Origin of the sequence: Massilia frigida, assembly GCF_011682175.1 — a bacterium.
GTDB lineage: Bacteria > Pseudomonadota > Gammaproteobacteria > Burkholderiales > Burkholderiaceae_D > Telluria_A > Telluria_A frigida.
In genome coordinates, this window is sequence record NZ_WHJG01000002.1 from 232,386 (window position 1) to 245,219 (window position 12,834).

Sequence of the window (12,834 nt, forward strand, 5' to 3'; positions counted from 1 at the left end):
GCGGCGCTTCAGCGGGTCACCATCAGCCGTTTCGCTTCGCGCTGCATGCGGGCAAACTCATCCGCGCACACCGCCTGGCTGAACAGATAGCCTTGCAGCTGGTCGCAGCCGAGGTCGCGCAAGAAGGCCATCTGCTCGGGCGTCTCGACGCCTTCGGCCACGATTTCCTGGCGCAATTGCTGGGCCATCGTCACGATCGCGCGGGCGATGGCGCAATCGTTTTCTTCGTACGGCAGGCCGATCACGAAAGAGCGGTCGATCTTGAGCGTGCTGATCGGAAATTTCTTCAGATAAGCCAGGCTCGAATAGCCGGTGCCAAAGTCGTCCAGCGCCAGCGCCAGGCCCATGGCCACCAGTTCGTTCATGATGGCGATGACGCCGTCGGTGCCGCGCACCAGCAGGCTCTCGGTTATCTCCAGCATGATTTGCGCCGGCTCGACGCGGTGCTGATCGAGCACGTCGCTGATGCGGTCCGGCAGGGTGCAGTCGAACTGGCGCGCCGAGACGTTGATCGCGATCGGCGGCATGGACAGGCCCGCGTCGTCCCACGCGCGGATCTGGCGGCAGGCTTCGTTCATGACCCAGTTGCCGATATCGAAAATCAGGCCGGTCTCCTCGGCCAGCGGAATGAACACGCCCGGCGAGACCATGCCGTGCTCCGGATGGCGCCAGCGGATCAGCGCTTCGGCACCCACGATGCGGCCGCTGCGCAGGCTGACCTTGGGCTGGTAGTGCAGCTCGAACTGGTTGCCGGCCAGGGCGTCACGCAGTTCGGTTTCCAGGCGCAGGCGCTCGCGCGCGCGCTGGTCCATCTCATCGCGGTAGAACAGGAAACCGCCGGCGCCGGATTCGCCGGCCTTGGCCAGCGCCACCTCGGCAAAGCGCAGCAGCGAGGCGGTATCCATGCTGTCGTCGAGGTACAGCGCGATGCCGATATTGGCGCTTACCTGCAGGCCGTGGCCGGCCACCAGCAGCGGCGCGGCCAGTGTCGCCAGCAGCTTTTGCGCCACGATGCCGGCATGCTCGCGCTGGCCGATGCTGGGCAGGGCAATGGCGAATTTGCTGCCGTCGATGCGCGCCAGGATATCCGGCTCGCGCAGCACGCAGCGGAACTGGCGCCCCACCATGCAAATGACTTCGCTGGCCACGTCGTGGCCGAGCGTGTCGCTGATGGCGCCGATGCGGTTCACTTCGACCACCATCAGCGCGCCGTACTCGTTGCCGCGCCGCGCTTCGTTGAGCACTTGCCCGACCAGGTGATTGAACAGCGAGCGGTTCGGCAGGCCGGTCAGGCCGTCGTAGTTGGCCATGCGCTGCATGCGCGCTTCGGCGTCCTTGTGCACGCTGATGTCGGAAAACAGCGAGAAGGTATGGGTGATCCTGCCCGCGGCATTGTGCACCACGCTGATGGTGACCGATTGCGGAAACAGCTCGCCATTTTTGCGCTTGCCGACAATCTCGCCCCGGAACGGGCCGTTGCCCTGCATGGCGGCGCGCACCTTGGCGCGGAACTCGGCGTCGTGCACGCCGGAGCGCAGCAGGTCGGGGGTCTGGCCGATCGATTCGGCCGCCGAGTAGCCGGTGATGCGGGTAAACGAACTGTTGATCGAGACGATGCGCTCGCTGGCATCGGTAATGAGCACGCCCTGGTCGCTGTCTTCGATGATGCGGGCGTACAGGCGGATCTTGTCTTCCTCGGTCAGGTGTTCGGCCAGCGGCGAGAGGTGCACCAGCATGCCGATCGCTTCGCCATCGTCATCGTGGATCAGCGACAGCGCCAGGCGCACCCAGATCACGTCACCGCTCTTGCGGCGGCGCCGCACTTCCACCAGGCAGCTGCCGTGTTCGAGGAACAGTTCGGCGATGCCGGGGTCGACTTCGTCGGTATCGTCGGCGTACAGGAACAGCACGTGCTGGCCGATCGCTTCCTCGCTGCTGTAGCCGAACACCGCCTCGGCGCCACGGTTCCAGCTGGTGAGGTAGCCCGACAGATCGAGCACGATCACCGGTTCGTCGGACGCTTCGTAGGTGTCGGCATGGTGCCGCAGCAGGCGCCGCGCCGGCGGCTGCTGGGCCTCTTTGGCCAGCAGCAGCTCGGCTTCGAGCCGCACCAGCATCTGGGTCAGCGCACTGCCCTCCATCGCGCGCGCGGTGCGCACGAGATCGAGGCTGCGGTCGAGGGCCGATTCAGCCATGATGACGCGCGCCGCTGTCGCGCAGCGCGCCCAGCATCCAGCGGTTCGCTTCGATGACGGCGCCGTTGAAGTCGCACGGCGTCATTTGCAGCGCGCCGATGCGCGCCGCCAGGGCATCGGGTTGGCCCCGTTCGGCGCTTTCGACCAGGTCCAGCAGCGCGCCCAGTTCACCGGCGCGGTGCAGCAGCGCGCCCAGGACCGCGTCGCTGATCGAGAGCGGCGCCAGGATCGCCGGCAGCGGCATGCCGAACAGGACACCGAGCAGCGAGAACATGCCGGTCATGAAGGCTTGCTCCTGGGTGAGCTTGTCCAGGCCGCGGGTGCGGGCCAGCAGTTCGAGCGCACGCGCGCGCACCGACACGCGCGCCAGCAGCATGGGCGAACGAATGTCATCCTTGTTGGCGGCGAACAGCATCAGGTTGAGCCAGCGCCGCAGTTGCTGGCGCCCCAGGATCAGCAGCGCCTGGCCAAAGCTGGTGATGCGCCGCACCACGCCCATGCCGAGTGAATTCACAAGCCGCAGCAGCTGGTAAGAGAGGGTCGGGTCGAGCCGCAGCAGCGCTTCGATTTCGTGGGTGTCGGCATCGGCGGCGACCAGTTGCACCAGTTGCAGGGCGAGCGTGCGCGATGCCGCCTGGCGGGCCGGCTCCCTGGCCGGCGCGGCCATGCACCAGTCGCCATCGATCCAGCGCGCTTCAGGGGGCAGCAGCGCCGCGCTCAGGCGCTGGTCGGCGCAAAACAGGCTGGGCGCGGCCAGCTCGGTCCAGCCCTGGCCGCGCAGCACCTCGGCCAGCCGGACATCAAGCCCGGGCCGGTACAGGCAGGGAAACTCCTCGCGCAAGGCGCCCAGCGCGGCCACGGTGGACGGCGCCATGAGCGCGTCGGCCGCTGCCGCGCCGGCCTCGATCAGCAGGCCGGAAGGCACGCCGCGGCGGTCCGCTAACACGCGTAAAACAAGTAATGGCGCCGGGCTCGAGCAAGTCATCGGGATCGAGAAGGTGGGTAACAGTGAAGTTCATGGTACCCCCGAGTTATTTACCCTCACCAACGTTTCGATCAAGAACTAAGGTGATTCGCGGAAAATTTTTCCCGTGTTCAAGCCGGTGTTGCAAATCCGCCCGGCACGAAACCGGCCAGTTGCGCAAACAGGCCGGGGCGCTGCATGCGCTCGCGCCACCAGCGCAGGGCCGCGCCCTCCTCGCCCACGCGCCAGGCCAGGTAAAAGGTTTCGGCGCCGCGTACTTCCTCGACCTGTTTTTCGATCAACAAGCCGCGTTCGATGGCGGGGCGGGCGCAGGCTTCGGGCAGAAAGCCGAAGCCCAGGCCGGCGATCTGCAAATCGTATTTGGCTTGCATGGTTGGCACGGTCAGCGCGTCCTGGCCGAGCAGCAGGCCGACCGTGCGCGCGGCCATGTTGCGTGCCGAATCGGCCACCACGATGGCACGGTGGTTCTGCAACTGGCTGCGCCCGAGCGGCTCGGGCATGGACGCCAGCGGATGGCCGGGCGCGACGGCGAACACGAAGGGCATGGAGCCAATCACGCGCGCAACGTAGCCGCCCCCGGCCGGACCGTCGCCAGCCACGCCGACCAGCAGGTCGACGCGGCGGTTGAGCAGGGCTTCCCACGGGCCAGACAAGGTTTCCTGCACGATGCGCAGGCGGGTCTGCTGGGCCACTTCGTAAAAGGCGCGGATATCGTCGCGCAGCGCCAGCGCGGAAAACATCGAATCGATGCCGATGCCCAGTTCGGTTTCCCAGCCGGAAGCGACCCGGCGCACGCGGTGTTCCAGGTCTTGCGCTGCCTTGAGCAGGTAGCGCCCTTCGGTGAGCAGCTCGCGCCCGGCCGGGGTGAGCAGGATGCGCGGGCCGTTGCGCTCGAACACTTGCACGCCCAGGTCTTCCTCCAGCTTGGCCACCGTGTAGGAAATGCTCGAGGGCACCCGGTGCAATTCCTGCCCCGCCTTGGAGAAGGAGCCACGGCGGTCGATGGCGTCGATGATCAGCAGTGCTTCCAGGCTCAGTTTTAACATTCGATTTTTTCGATCATAGAGGACGAAATTTTCCGTTTTTTGATTCGCTCGACGACGCCTATACTAGCTTCATCGGTGCAGCGAAACAGAAATCCACCGATAACGTGGATCGAAATTATTGCACATTAACCTTAAAGAAACGGAGCATATCATGTTGGAAATTCGTCAAGGCGCAGAACGTGGCAACGCAAATCATGGCTGGCTGCAATCCAAACATACGTTTTCTTTCGGTCACTATCACGATCCGAAACACGCCGGTTTCGGCCCGCTGCTGGTCATTAACGAAGACAAAGTAGCGCCCTCGCAAGGGTTTGGCACCCACGGCCACCGCGACATGGAGATTATTTCCTACGTGCTGGAAGGGGCGCTGGAACACAAGGACAGCATGGGCACCGGGTCGGTATTGCACTATGGCGATGTGCAGCGGATGAGCGCCGGGACCGGCGTGCGGCACAGCGAATTCAACGGCTCGGCGACGGAGCAGGTGCACTTCCTGCAAATCTGGATCCAGCCGAACGTGACGGGCATTGCTCCCAGCTACGAGGAAAAGCACTTCACGCCGGAGAGCAAAATCGGCCAGCTGCGCCTGATTGCCTCGGGCGACGGACGCCAGGGTTCGGTGCTGATTCACCAGGATGCCGCGATTTATGCGGGGATCCTGAATGGCGGCGAGGCAATCGAGCACACGCTGGCGCAAGGACGCACGGGCTATGTGCACCTGATCCGGGGTTCATTGACGGTGAACGGCGTGCAGCTCAACGGCGGCGATGCCTTGAAAATGACGCAGGAGAGCGCCATCAGGATCGAGAACGCCGAGGCGGCCGAGGTGCTGGTGTTTGACCTGCCTTACTAACCGGCCGTCGATGGTGCGCAGTGTGCGCTGCGCACCATCCGGGCGATCGATCGGGTGCTTGCCTGTCAGGTGGTGGCAGCGCGCAGGCGCTTGGCCACGTCCGCCAGCCTGTACGGCTTGGTGATCAGTTCGAACTGCGCGAGGCCGTTGCCGAATTGCTCGCGCAGCGGACCACTCATGTAGCCGGAGGTGAGGAGGATTTTCATCTCGGGCGCAAGCTCCCTGGCGGCCTGCGCGAGCACCACGCCGTTCATGTCGGGCATCACCACGTCGGTAAACAGCACTTTGATATCACGATGCTGCTGCAACAGGTGCATCGCTTCGGCCCCGCTGTTTGCAGCGATTGCATCGTAGCCCAGGCTTTGGAAGATGGCCACCGTCATGTCCAGCACATCGGGCTGGTCATCGACGACCAGTGCTTTATCGAGACTTGGCGCTTCAGGCTCCGCCCCCAGCTCCGCCTCCTGCGCCGGAAAGTACAAGGAAATGCAGGTGCCTTGCCCCAGCGCCGACTTGATGACCAGGTGGCCGCCCGATTGCTGCATCAAGCCATACACCTGGCTCAGTCCGAGGCCGGTTCCCTTGCCTACCGCTTTGGTCGTGAAAAAAGGTTCCAGCGCACGGGCCGCGACCTCGGGCGCCATGCCGGTTCCATCGTCGCCGACCGTAATGAGCGCATATATCCCCGCAGGGAGGTGATCGATCTCGTTATCGCCAAGGATGACCTGGCGCGTTTCCAGCGAAATGGTCCCGTCGTCATTCAAGGCATCGCGTGCATTGATCACCAGGTTCAGGAGCGCGGACTCGAATTGCGAGACATCGGTGCGCACCGTGCCGACGTGCGCTTTTTCGATCACGAATCTGGCCGAGCTGGGAATGGCCCGTCTCAGCACGGCCTCGAACGACGCGATGACGTGGTTAATGTCAAGCAGTTCGAGTGCCAGCGGTTGTTGACGTGCGAACGCAAGCAATTGGCCGGTGAGCGCGGCGCCGCGCTGTGCGGCGCGCTCCATGCTATCCATGATCCTGCGGTGCTTGGTGGTATCCGAAGGCGTCGCACGCAACAAGTCGATGCCGCTGCAGATCACGTTCAACAGGTTATTGAAGTCGTGCGCGATACCGCCGGTCAGCTTGCCGATGGCCTCCAGTTTTTGCGATTGCTGCAGCGCTTCCCGGGTGCGCTCAAGCATGAGGGCCGCCTCGCGCCGCTCGGTAATATCGCGCGTGATCTTGGCGAAGCCGATCAGCTGCCTGGCCGAGTCGAACACGGGATCGATCACCACGTGAGCCCAGAAGCGGGTGCCGTCGCCGCGCACGCGCCACCCTTCCGTCTCGTAGCGTCCGTCCCGCTCCGCCGTGCGCAAGGCTTTTCCCGGGATGCCGTTGCGTTTATCCTCGTCGGTATAGAAGCGCGAAAAATGGCTGCCCTTGACGTCGTCGAAGTCCAGCCGTTTAATGCGCCTGGCGCCCTCGTTCCAATTGGTGATCAGCCCGGCTGGCGACAACATATAGATAGCGTAATCGGTCACGCTCTGCACCAGCAGCCGGAACCGCTCTTCGCTGGCGTGCAGCGCTTCGGCCGTGCGGCGCTTTTCCGTGATGTCGCGCGTGATCTTGGTGTATCCCAGCAGCTCGTCGTCCGCGCCAAAAATGGGATCGATGACGACGCTGGCCCAGAACAGGGACCCGTCCTTGCGCACGCGCCAGCCCTCGTCTTCGAACTTGCCGGTCGTGCGGGCCTGATACAGCGCCCTGTGCGGAACGCCGTTGGCCCGGTCCTCGGGCGTGTAAAAGGCCGAAAAATGCGTGCCGATGATTTCATCCGGCGTGTAACCCTTGAAGCGTTCCGCGCCCGCATTCCAGCTCACGACCTCGCCATCGGCCGACAGCATATAGATCGCGTAATCGGTGACCTTGGAAATGAACAGGTTCAGGCGGTCGGCTTCGAGATAGGATTGAGACATGGCAACTTTATAGATTAAAATGCAAGTACACTCTTTTTTGTCCAACGGACATTTTCGTTCAGAACACCGTTATGGGGGCGCGCGTCAGGGTTTTCCCGGCCGTGTTAGAGCCCCTCCCCCAACGGCTACCCCCATTTTCCGCTACACTTGCGGCTACAGCAATAGATTTGAGAACATGGCCATGCCCTCCCCCGTCACTGAAGAACTCCTCGATTACACCACCTCGTGCGCACTGCCCACTCCCTGGGCGCAGTTCACCTTGCACGCCTTTGTCGAGCATGCAACGGGCAAGGAGCACCTGGCGATGACCCTGGGCGAGATCGGCAACGGCGCACCCGTGCTCGCGCGCGTGCACTCCGAATGCCTCACCGGCGATGTGCTGTTTTCGCAACGCTGCGATTGCGGCGCCCAGCTCGAAGGCGCGCTCAAGCGCATCGCCGAGGAAGGCCGCGGCATCCTGCTCTACCTGCGCCAGGAAGGGCGCGGCATCGGCCTGGTCAACAAGATGCGCGCCTACCGCCTGCAGGAAGCCGGCGCCGATACGGTCGAGGCCAACCTGGCGCTGGGCTTTCACGCCGACGCCCGCAATTACGAGCTGTGCCAGCCGATGTTCGCCCATTTCGGCATCCACGCGCTGCGCCTGATGACCAACAATCCGCGCAAGATCGATGCGATGGAAAAACTCGGGGTCAGCGTCAGCGAACGGGTGCCCCTGCTGGTGAACCGCAACGCCTTCAACAATAGCTACCTGAACACCAAGGAAGCCAAACTCGGCCACATGATGACCCCGCTGGCCGAGCCGGTCGCGCAAGACGGCGAACTGTAAGGGAACCCGTAACGCGCGCAAATACGCTAAGCTGGTGGCAAGATAGCGGAAACAGCTCTTGCCACCGAAGGATTGCATGAAATTTGTCAATACTGCAGTGCTTGCTTATTGCTTCGCCGCCCATGCTATCGCGGCGCCCGCGACGCCACCCGCGCCGCGCCGCCCGCCCGCCGCCCTGACCATTCCCGCCGTCGTACCCCCGCCAGCCCCGGCCGTCATTCCGCCCGGCGCCCAGCCCCCGGCCCCCGCCCCCGAAGTCGAAGACGACGCCGCCCTGCCGCCGCCCTCCTCGGCCGCGCAAAAAGTGTATTCCGCCGCCAAGGGCGACCTGTTGCAAATCCGTATGCTGCTCAAGAACGGGCGCAGCCAGTCGACCGTGGGCTCGGGCTTCATGGTCGGCACCAGCAACCTGGTGTTGACCAATTACCACGTGGTATCGCAGATGGCGCTCGACCCGGATGTCTACGTGGGCGAATATATCGATACCGACGGCAAGAGCGGCCCGGTCGAGCTGCTCGCCGTGGATGTGCTGCACGACCTGGCGGTGGTGCGCATCAACCGCAACGGCAGCGGCTTTTTCAATATCCCAGAGAAACTGGTCAAGCTGACCCAGGGCCAGTATCTGTATTCGCTGGGCAATCCTCTCGATCTCGGCTTCGCCATTTCGGAAGGCTCGTACAACGGCATCATCACGCGCAGCTTTTACGACCAGCTGATGTTCACCGGCCCGATCAACTCGGGCATGAGCGGCGGCCCCAGCGTGACCGTGGCCGGCGACGTGGCCGGGGTCAATGTCTCGAAGCGGCGCGACGGCGAATTGATCAGTTTCCTGGTGCCGGTGCGCTTCGCCCAGGAGTTACTGAAACGCGTGGCGGCGCAAACCAGCACGCCCAAGGATTTCAATCCCCTGATCGGCCAGCAATTGCTGGCCCACCAGCGCGCCATGATCGACCGCCTGCTCGATGCGCCGCTCTCGCTCAAGACCATGGGTCCGTATCAGGTGCCGGTGCGCGAGTCGGAGCAAGTGCGCTGCTGGGGGCGCTCGAACGTCAAGGCCGAAGCCACCTTCAATGCCGACACCATGGCCTGCGCGATGGAGTCCGCCATCTTCGTATCGGACTCGCAGCAGACCGGGCACGTATCGATGACGCACCAGTACGTGCGCTCGGCCATCCTAGACCCGGTCCGCTTCGCGGTGCTGGCCACGACCCTGTTCAAGACCGATAACCTGGGCAGCACCAAGGACACGCGCCTGACCGGGCCAATGTGCACCGAAAAATTCGTCAAGACCAAGTCGCTCCCGCTGCGCGCGGTGACCTGCGTGCGCGCCTACCGCAAGTTCGCGGGCCTGTACAACTTCACCCTGCTCACGGCCAGCACCGACGACGCCCGCGCCACCTTGCAGAGCCGGCTCGACGTCTCCGGCGTCTCCTACGAAAACGGCTTGCGCACCACGCGCACCTTTCTCGAAGCGCTGGCGCGCGCGACCAAGCCATGAACGCGCCCTACTTCATCGAAACGCTGGCGCGCAATGGCGACGTGCTGCACCGGCACCAGGTCCATACGCTGCCGATCCGCTTCGGCCGCGGCTACGACAACGACTTCATTCTCGACGACGCCTTCGCCGCGCCGCGCCACGCCGTGCTCGAAGCGGGCGACGATGGCCAGGTCGTGCTGCGCGACCTCGGCACCAGGAACGGCGTGATCCACCTGGGCCGGCGCAAGACCAGCCTGGTGCTGACGGGCGACACCGTGATCCGCATCGGCCACACCAGCCTGCGCGTGCGCGGGGCCGACTTTCCGGTCGGGCCGGAACTGGTCGACCGCACCATGCACGGCTGGGAGGGCGGCATTCCGGGCCTGGTCGGCCTGCTGCTGATCGGCGCCTTTGCGCTGTTTACCACCTGGCTGAACGACACCCAGTCGTTCCAGCTGATCCGCTACCTGCTCGGCCTGGCCTACGGCATCGGCGCCGGCCTGGTTTGGAGCGGCGCCTGGGCCTTCGCCAACCGCCTGTTCGGACGCCACGCGCGGCTCGGGCGCCACCTGTTCATCTTCGGCTGCGGCCTGACGGCGATCCTGGTCTACAAAATGGCGTCGAGCACCGCGGCCTACGCGTTCTCGCTCGAAGCGCTGACCGGCTACAGTGCGCACGTGGCGATCGCCATCGTGGCCGGCGTGATCTTCTTTCACCTGGGGACGGTCAAACCGCACCAGACCCGCCGCTTCGCCCTGGCCTGCCTGGTCCTGGCCCTGATCGGATCGGGCCTGACGCTGATCAGCAACCAGCAGCGCTACGGACGCATGGCCGATGAACTGTTCATGTCGGTGCTGATGCCGCCATCGACGCGCGTCAGTCCCGACCACGGGGTCGACGAATTCATGGGCGACGTCGCCGCCATGAAGGCCAGGCTCGATGCCGAGCGCGCCAAAAAGGTCAAGGGCGACGGCGGCGACGACGACTGAGGCGCGAACTCAGGTTTTCTTGGCCATCAGGGGATGCAGCGTCTCGCCGCGCGCCAGCATGGCCGCATAGGTGGCGATACGGCGCGCGCGCGTGTCGGGCTTGACGGCGGTCTGGATGCGAAACAGCACCGCATAGCGGTTCTGCCCATTGAGCGTGGCGAAGAATTCGCGCGCGCCGGGATGCGCATCGAAGGCTGCCTCCAGGTCGGGCGGCACCTGCGCCGCGCTGGCCGGTTCGTAGGCGGCGTCCCAGCGGCCATCCTTTTGCGCGCGCTCCACCTCGGCCAGGCCGGCCGGCTGCATCTTGCCCTCGGCGATAAAGCCAAGCGCCTTGTCGCGGTTCACGCGCGACCAGATGCTGCGGGCGGCGCGCGGCGTCCAGCGCTGCAGCCAGTAGTGCTGGTCGTCGCTTCTTTTCTGGCCGTCGATCCAGCCGAAACACAGCGCCACTTCCAGCGCTTCCTGGTAGGTCACGGTCGCATCCGGCGCGCCCTTCTTCGCGTGGCGCAGCCATACGCCGCGCGATGCGGCATGGTGTTCGGCCAGCCACTGCGCCCAGGCGGCCTGCGAGGCGAATGCGCGCGGGGTGTCGTCCTGCGCCAGCGCTGTTTCCATCCCGTCTTCCATCTCATCGCTCCCGATTCTTTGACATGGGACACAGAATACGCAATCATCAGCGCTTCGACCAGCCCTTCAGCCCCATCATGCGACTTGAACGTTCCACCATCGTCATCGGCGTCGCCTGGCTGCTGTTCTGGACGCTCATGGTATCGGTCGCCGTCGAAGATTATCTGCGCGATGGCGGCAAGACGATGTGGCAGCCGGTGTTGTGGGAAAGCTCCTCGATGCTGGCCGCAACGGTCCTGCTGGCGCTCCAGCGGCGCCTGACGCGCAAATACGACTATCTGCTGGCGACGCCGTGGCGCTGGTTCGGCTTGCAGACGCTTTACCTGCCGATGTACTGGATCGCGTTCGTGCCGATCGCGTTCGGCATCCGCCATGGCGTGTATGCGCTGGCCGGCTCGCACTACGAGCACGAAGCCTGGGGCCCGACCTTCTTTTACGAATCGCTCAAGCTGTCGGTGTTTGTCGGCCTGTTCACGGTCATCGTGTTCGGCATCCTGTCATATCAGGAACTGCTGGAGGCGAAGCTGCGCGCCGAGAAGGCCAATGCCCTGCTGCGCGAGGCGCACCTGCAACGCCTGCGCCAGCAGATGCAGCCGCACTTTCTGTTCAATGCGCTCAACACCATTTCGTCCTTGATGCATTCCGATGTGGCGCGCGCCGACGCCACGCTGATCCAGCTGGCCGACGTGCTGCGTGCCACGCTCGACGTCGGCGAACTGCAGGTCGCGCCGCTATCGACCGAACTGCGGCTGGTGCGCGGCTATGCGCGCGTGATGGAAGAACGCTACGCCGAACGCGTGGCCATCGAATGGCGGATCGACGACGATGCGCTGGCCTGCCCCGTGCCGGTGATGAGCATCCAGCCGCTGCTCGAAAATATCTTCAAGCACACCGTGGAGAAGCGGCGCGGGACGACTCATATCGCCATCGCCGCCAGCCGCCATGACGGCATGCTGGTGGTGACCCTGGACGACGACACCGGCACGCTGGCGCCGGATGCGCCGGCTGGCGTTGGCCTGTCCAACCTGCGCGAGCGCATGGCGGCACTGTACGGCGAGCGCGCCAGCCTGGCCCTGTCGGCGCTGGCGCCGGGGGGCGTGCGCGCGCTCATGAGGGTGCCATGCGCATCCTGATCGTCGACGACGAGCGCCCCGCGCGCGCCAAGCTGCGCCACCTGCTGGAGCAGGAAGCGGGCATCAGCGCCATTGCCGAAGCGTGCGACGGGATCGACGCCATGCAGCAGATCGCGGCGTTCGCGCCGGACGCACTGTTTTTGGATATCCAGATGCCCGAGGTGAGCGGCCTGGAACTGGCCGCCTCGCTGCCCGCGCCGGCGCCGCTGATCGTGTTCGCGACCGCGTTCGACCAGTATGCCTTGAAAGCGTTCGACGCCAACGCCATCGATTATCTGCTCAAGCCCTATGACCAGGCGCGCCTGCGGCGTGCCTTGCAGCGCCTGCGCGAACGCCTGCTGGCGCGCAGCGCACAGCCACTGCCGCCATTCGCGGGCGAGCATGCGCTGCGCCAGTTGCTGGTGACCGAACGGGGCGTCACGCGCGTGATCCGCGTCGACCAGATCGGGTGGATCGAAACGGCCGACAATTACGTGGTGCTGCACACGGCCGGCGAGCAGCCGCTGATGCGGCAAACGCTGGCCGGCCTGCTCGACAAGCTGGGACCGGGATTCGTCCGCTGCCACCGGCGCGCAGCCGTGCAGCTGGCATGGATCGAACGGGTCGAGGCGCTCGACAAGGGCGACTGCGAACTGGTGCTGCGCGACGGCGCGCGCGTACCGTGCAGCCGCCAGTACCGGGCCGCCGTGATCGCGCTGTTGTAAGGCCGCGCCCCGTTTCGCCCCACCGGGAGCCCGGC

11 protein-coding genes are annotated in these 12,834 nt (G+C 64.9%); 6 read left to right on the forward strand and 5 right to left on the reverse strand.

Annotated features, from left to right (window positions below; translation table 11 throughout):
• Positions 1-8: 8 nt before the first annotated feature.
• The 3 genes from F2P44_RS03335 to F2P44_RS03345 form a co-directional block, all read right to left on the reverse strand.
• Positions 9-2,195, reverse strand: coding sequence for a putative bifunctional diguanylate cyclase/phosphodiesterase (locus tag F2P44_RS03335; RefSeq protein ID WP_167085009.1), 2,187 nt, complete (start codon positions 2,193-2,195; stop codon positions 9-11).
• Positions 2,188-3,141, reverse strand: coding sequence for an EAL and HDOD domain-containing protein (locus F2P44_RS03340; protein WP_167085011.1), 954 nt, complete (start codon positions 3,139-3,141; stop codon positions 2,188-2,190). Before F2P44_RS03340 ends, F2P44_RS03335 begins: the two co-directional genes overlap by 8 nt.
• Before the next feature lie 149 nt (positions 3,142-3,290).
• Positions 3,291-4,226 (reverse strand): LysR family transcriptional regulator, encoded by a 936-nt coding sequence (locus tag F2P44_RS03345; protein ID WP_167085013.1) that lies wholly within the window; start codon positions 4,224-4,226, stop codon positions 3,291-3,293.
• Between the two features lie 151 nt (positions 4,227-4,377).
• Here F2P44_RS03345 and F2P44_RS03350 point away from each other — a divergent pair, with 151 nt between their 5' ends.
• Complete coding sequence (locus F2P44_RS03350) at positions 4,378-5,079, forward strand: pirin family protein (RefSeq protein ID WP_167085015.1); 702 nt, start codon at positions 4,378-4,380, stop codon at positions 5,077-5,079.
• Between the two features lie 65 nt (positions 5,080-5,144).
• Here F2P44_RS03350 and F2P44_RS03355 read toward each other — a convergent pair whose 3' ends face one another.
• Positions 5,145-7,043, reverse strand: a complete 1,899-nt coding sequence (locus F2P44_RS03355) for a hybrid sensor histidine kinase/response regulator (RefSeq protein WP_229423351.1) — start codon at positions 7,041-7,043, stop codon at positions 5,145-5,147.
• A 181-nt stretch (positions 7,044-7,224) separates the two neighbouring features.
• Between F2P44_RS03355 and ribA the strand changes: the two genes are divergently transcribed.
• The 3 genes from ribA (at position 7,225) to F2P44_RS03370 (ending at position 10,335) form a co-directional block, all read left to right on the forward strand.
• Entirely contained in the window at positions 7,225-7,869 is a 645-nt protein-coding gene (gene ribA / locus F2P44_RS03360; RefSeq protein WP_308609939.1) for a GTP cyclohydrolase II, read from the forward strand.
• 76 nt (positions 7,870-7,945) lie between these two features.
• Positions 7,946-9,367, forward strand: a complete 1,422-nt coding sequence (locus F2P44_RS03365) for a S1C family serine protease (RefSeq protein WP_167085018.1) — start codon at positions 7,946-7,948, stop codon at positions 9,365-9,367.
• Positions 9,364-10,335 (forward strand): FHA domain-containing protein, encoded by a 972-nt coding sequence (locus F2P44_RS03370; protein WP_167085020.1) that lies wholly within the window; start codon positions 9,364-9,366, stop codon positions 10,333-10,335. The genes F2P44_RS03365 and F2P44_RS03370 overlap by 4 nt, the downstream gene beginning before the upstream one ends.
• A gap of 9 nt (positions 10,336-10,344) precedes the next feature.
• Here the strand turns inward: F2P44_RS03370 and F2P44_RS03375 are convergent, their stop codons facing one another.
• Complete coding sequence (locus tag F2P44_RS03375; RefSeq protein WP_167085022.1) at positions 10,345-10,950, reverse strand: YdeI/OmpD-associated family protein; 606 nt, start codon at positions 10,948-10,950, stop codon at positions 10,345-10,347.
• A gap of 89 nt (positions 10,951-11,039) precedes the next feature.
• Between F2P44_RS03375 and F2P44_RS03380 the strand changes: the two genes are divergently transcribed.
• Entirely contained in the window at positions 11,040-12,095 is a 1,056-nt protein-coding gene (locus tag F2P44_RS03380) for a sensor histidine kinase (protein WP_167085024.1), read from the forward strand.
• Entirely contained in the window at positions 12,083-12,799 is a 717-nt protein-coding gene (locus F2P44_RS03385) for a LytR/AlgR family response regulator transcription factor (protein WP_167085026.1), read from the forward strand. Before F2P44_RS03380 ends, F2P44_RS03385 begins: the two co-directional genes overlap by 13 nt.
• The last annotated feature ends 35 nt before the right edge of the window (positions 12,800-12,834 follow it).

Coding starts and splice junctions, on each gene's coding strand:
- F2P44_RS03335 (WP_167085009.1), bottom strand. CDS start 2,195: ATGGCTGAATCGGCCCTCGACCGCAGCCTCGATCTCGTGCGCACCGCG.
- F2P44_RS03345 (WP_167085013.1), bottom strand. CDS start 4,226: ATGTTAAAACTGAGCCTGGAAGCACTGCTGATCATCGACGCCATCGAC.
- F2P44_RS03350 (WP_167085015.1), top strand. CDS start 4,378: ATGTTGGAAATTCGTCAAGGCGCAGAACGTGGCAACGCAAATCATGGC.
- F2P44_RS03355 (WP_229423351.1), bottom strand. CDS start 7,043: ATGTCTCAATCCTATCTCGAAGCCGACCGCCTGAACCTGTTCATTTCC.
- ribA (WP_308609939.1), top strand. CDS start 7,225: ATGCCCTCCCCCGTCACTGAAGAACTCCTCGATTACACCACCTCGTGC.
- F2P44_RS03365 (WP_167085018.1), top strand. CDS start 7,946: ATGAAATTTGTCAATACTGCAGTGCTTGCTTATTGCTTCGCCGCCCAT.
- F2P44_RS03370 (WP_167085020.1), top strand. CDS start 9,364: ATGAACGCGCCCTACTTCATCGAAACGCTGGCGCGCAATGGCGACGTG.
- F2P44_RS03375 (WP_167085022.1), bottom strand. CDS start 10,950: ATGGAAACAGCGCTGGCGCAGGACGACACCCCGCGCGCATTCGCCTCG.
- F2P44_RS03380 (WP_167085024.1), top strand. CDS start 11,040: ATGCGACTTGAACGTTCCACCATCGTCATCGGCGTCGCCTGGCTGCTG.
- F2P44_RS03385 (WP_167085026.1), top strand. CDS start 12,083: ATGCGCATCCTGATCGTCGACGACGAGCGCCCCGCGCGCGCCAAGCTG.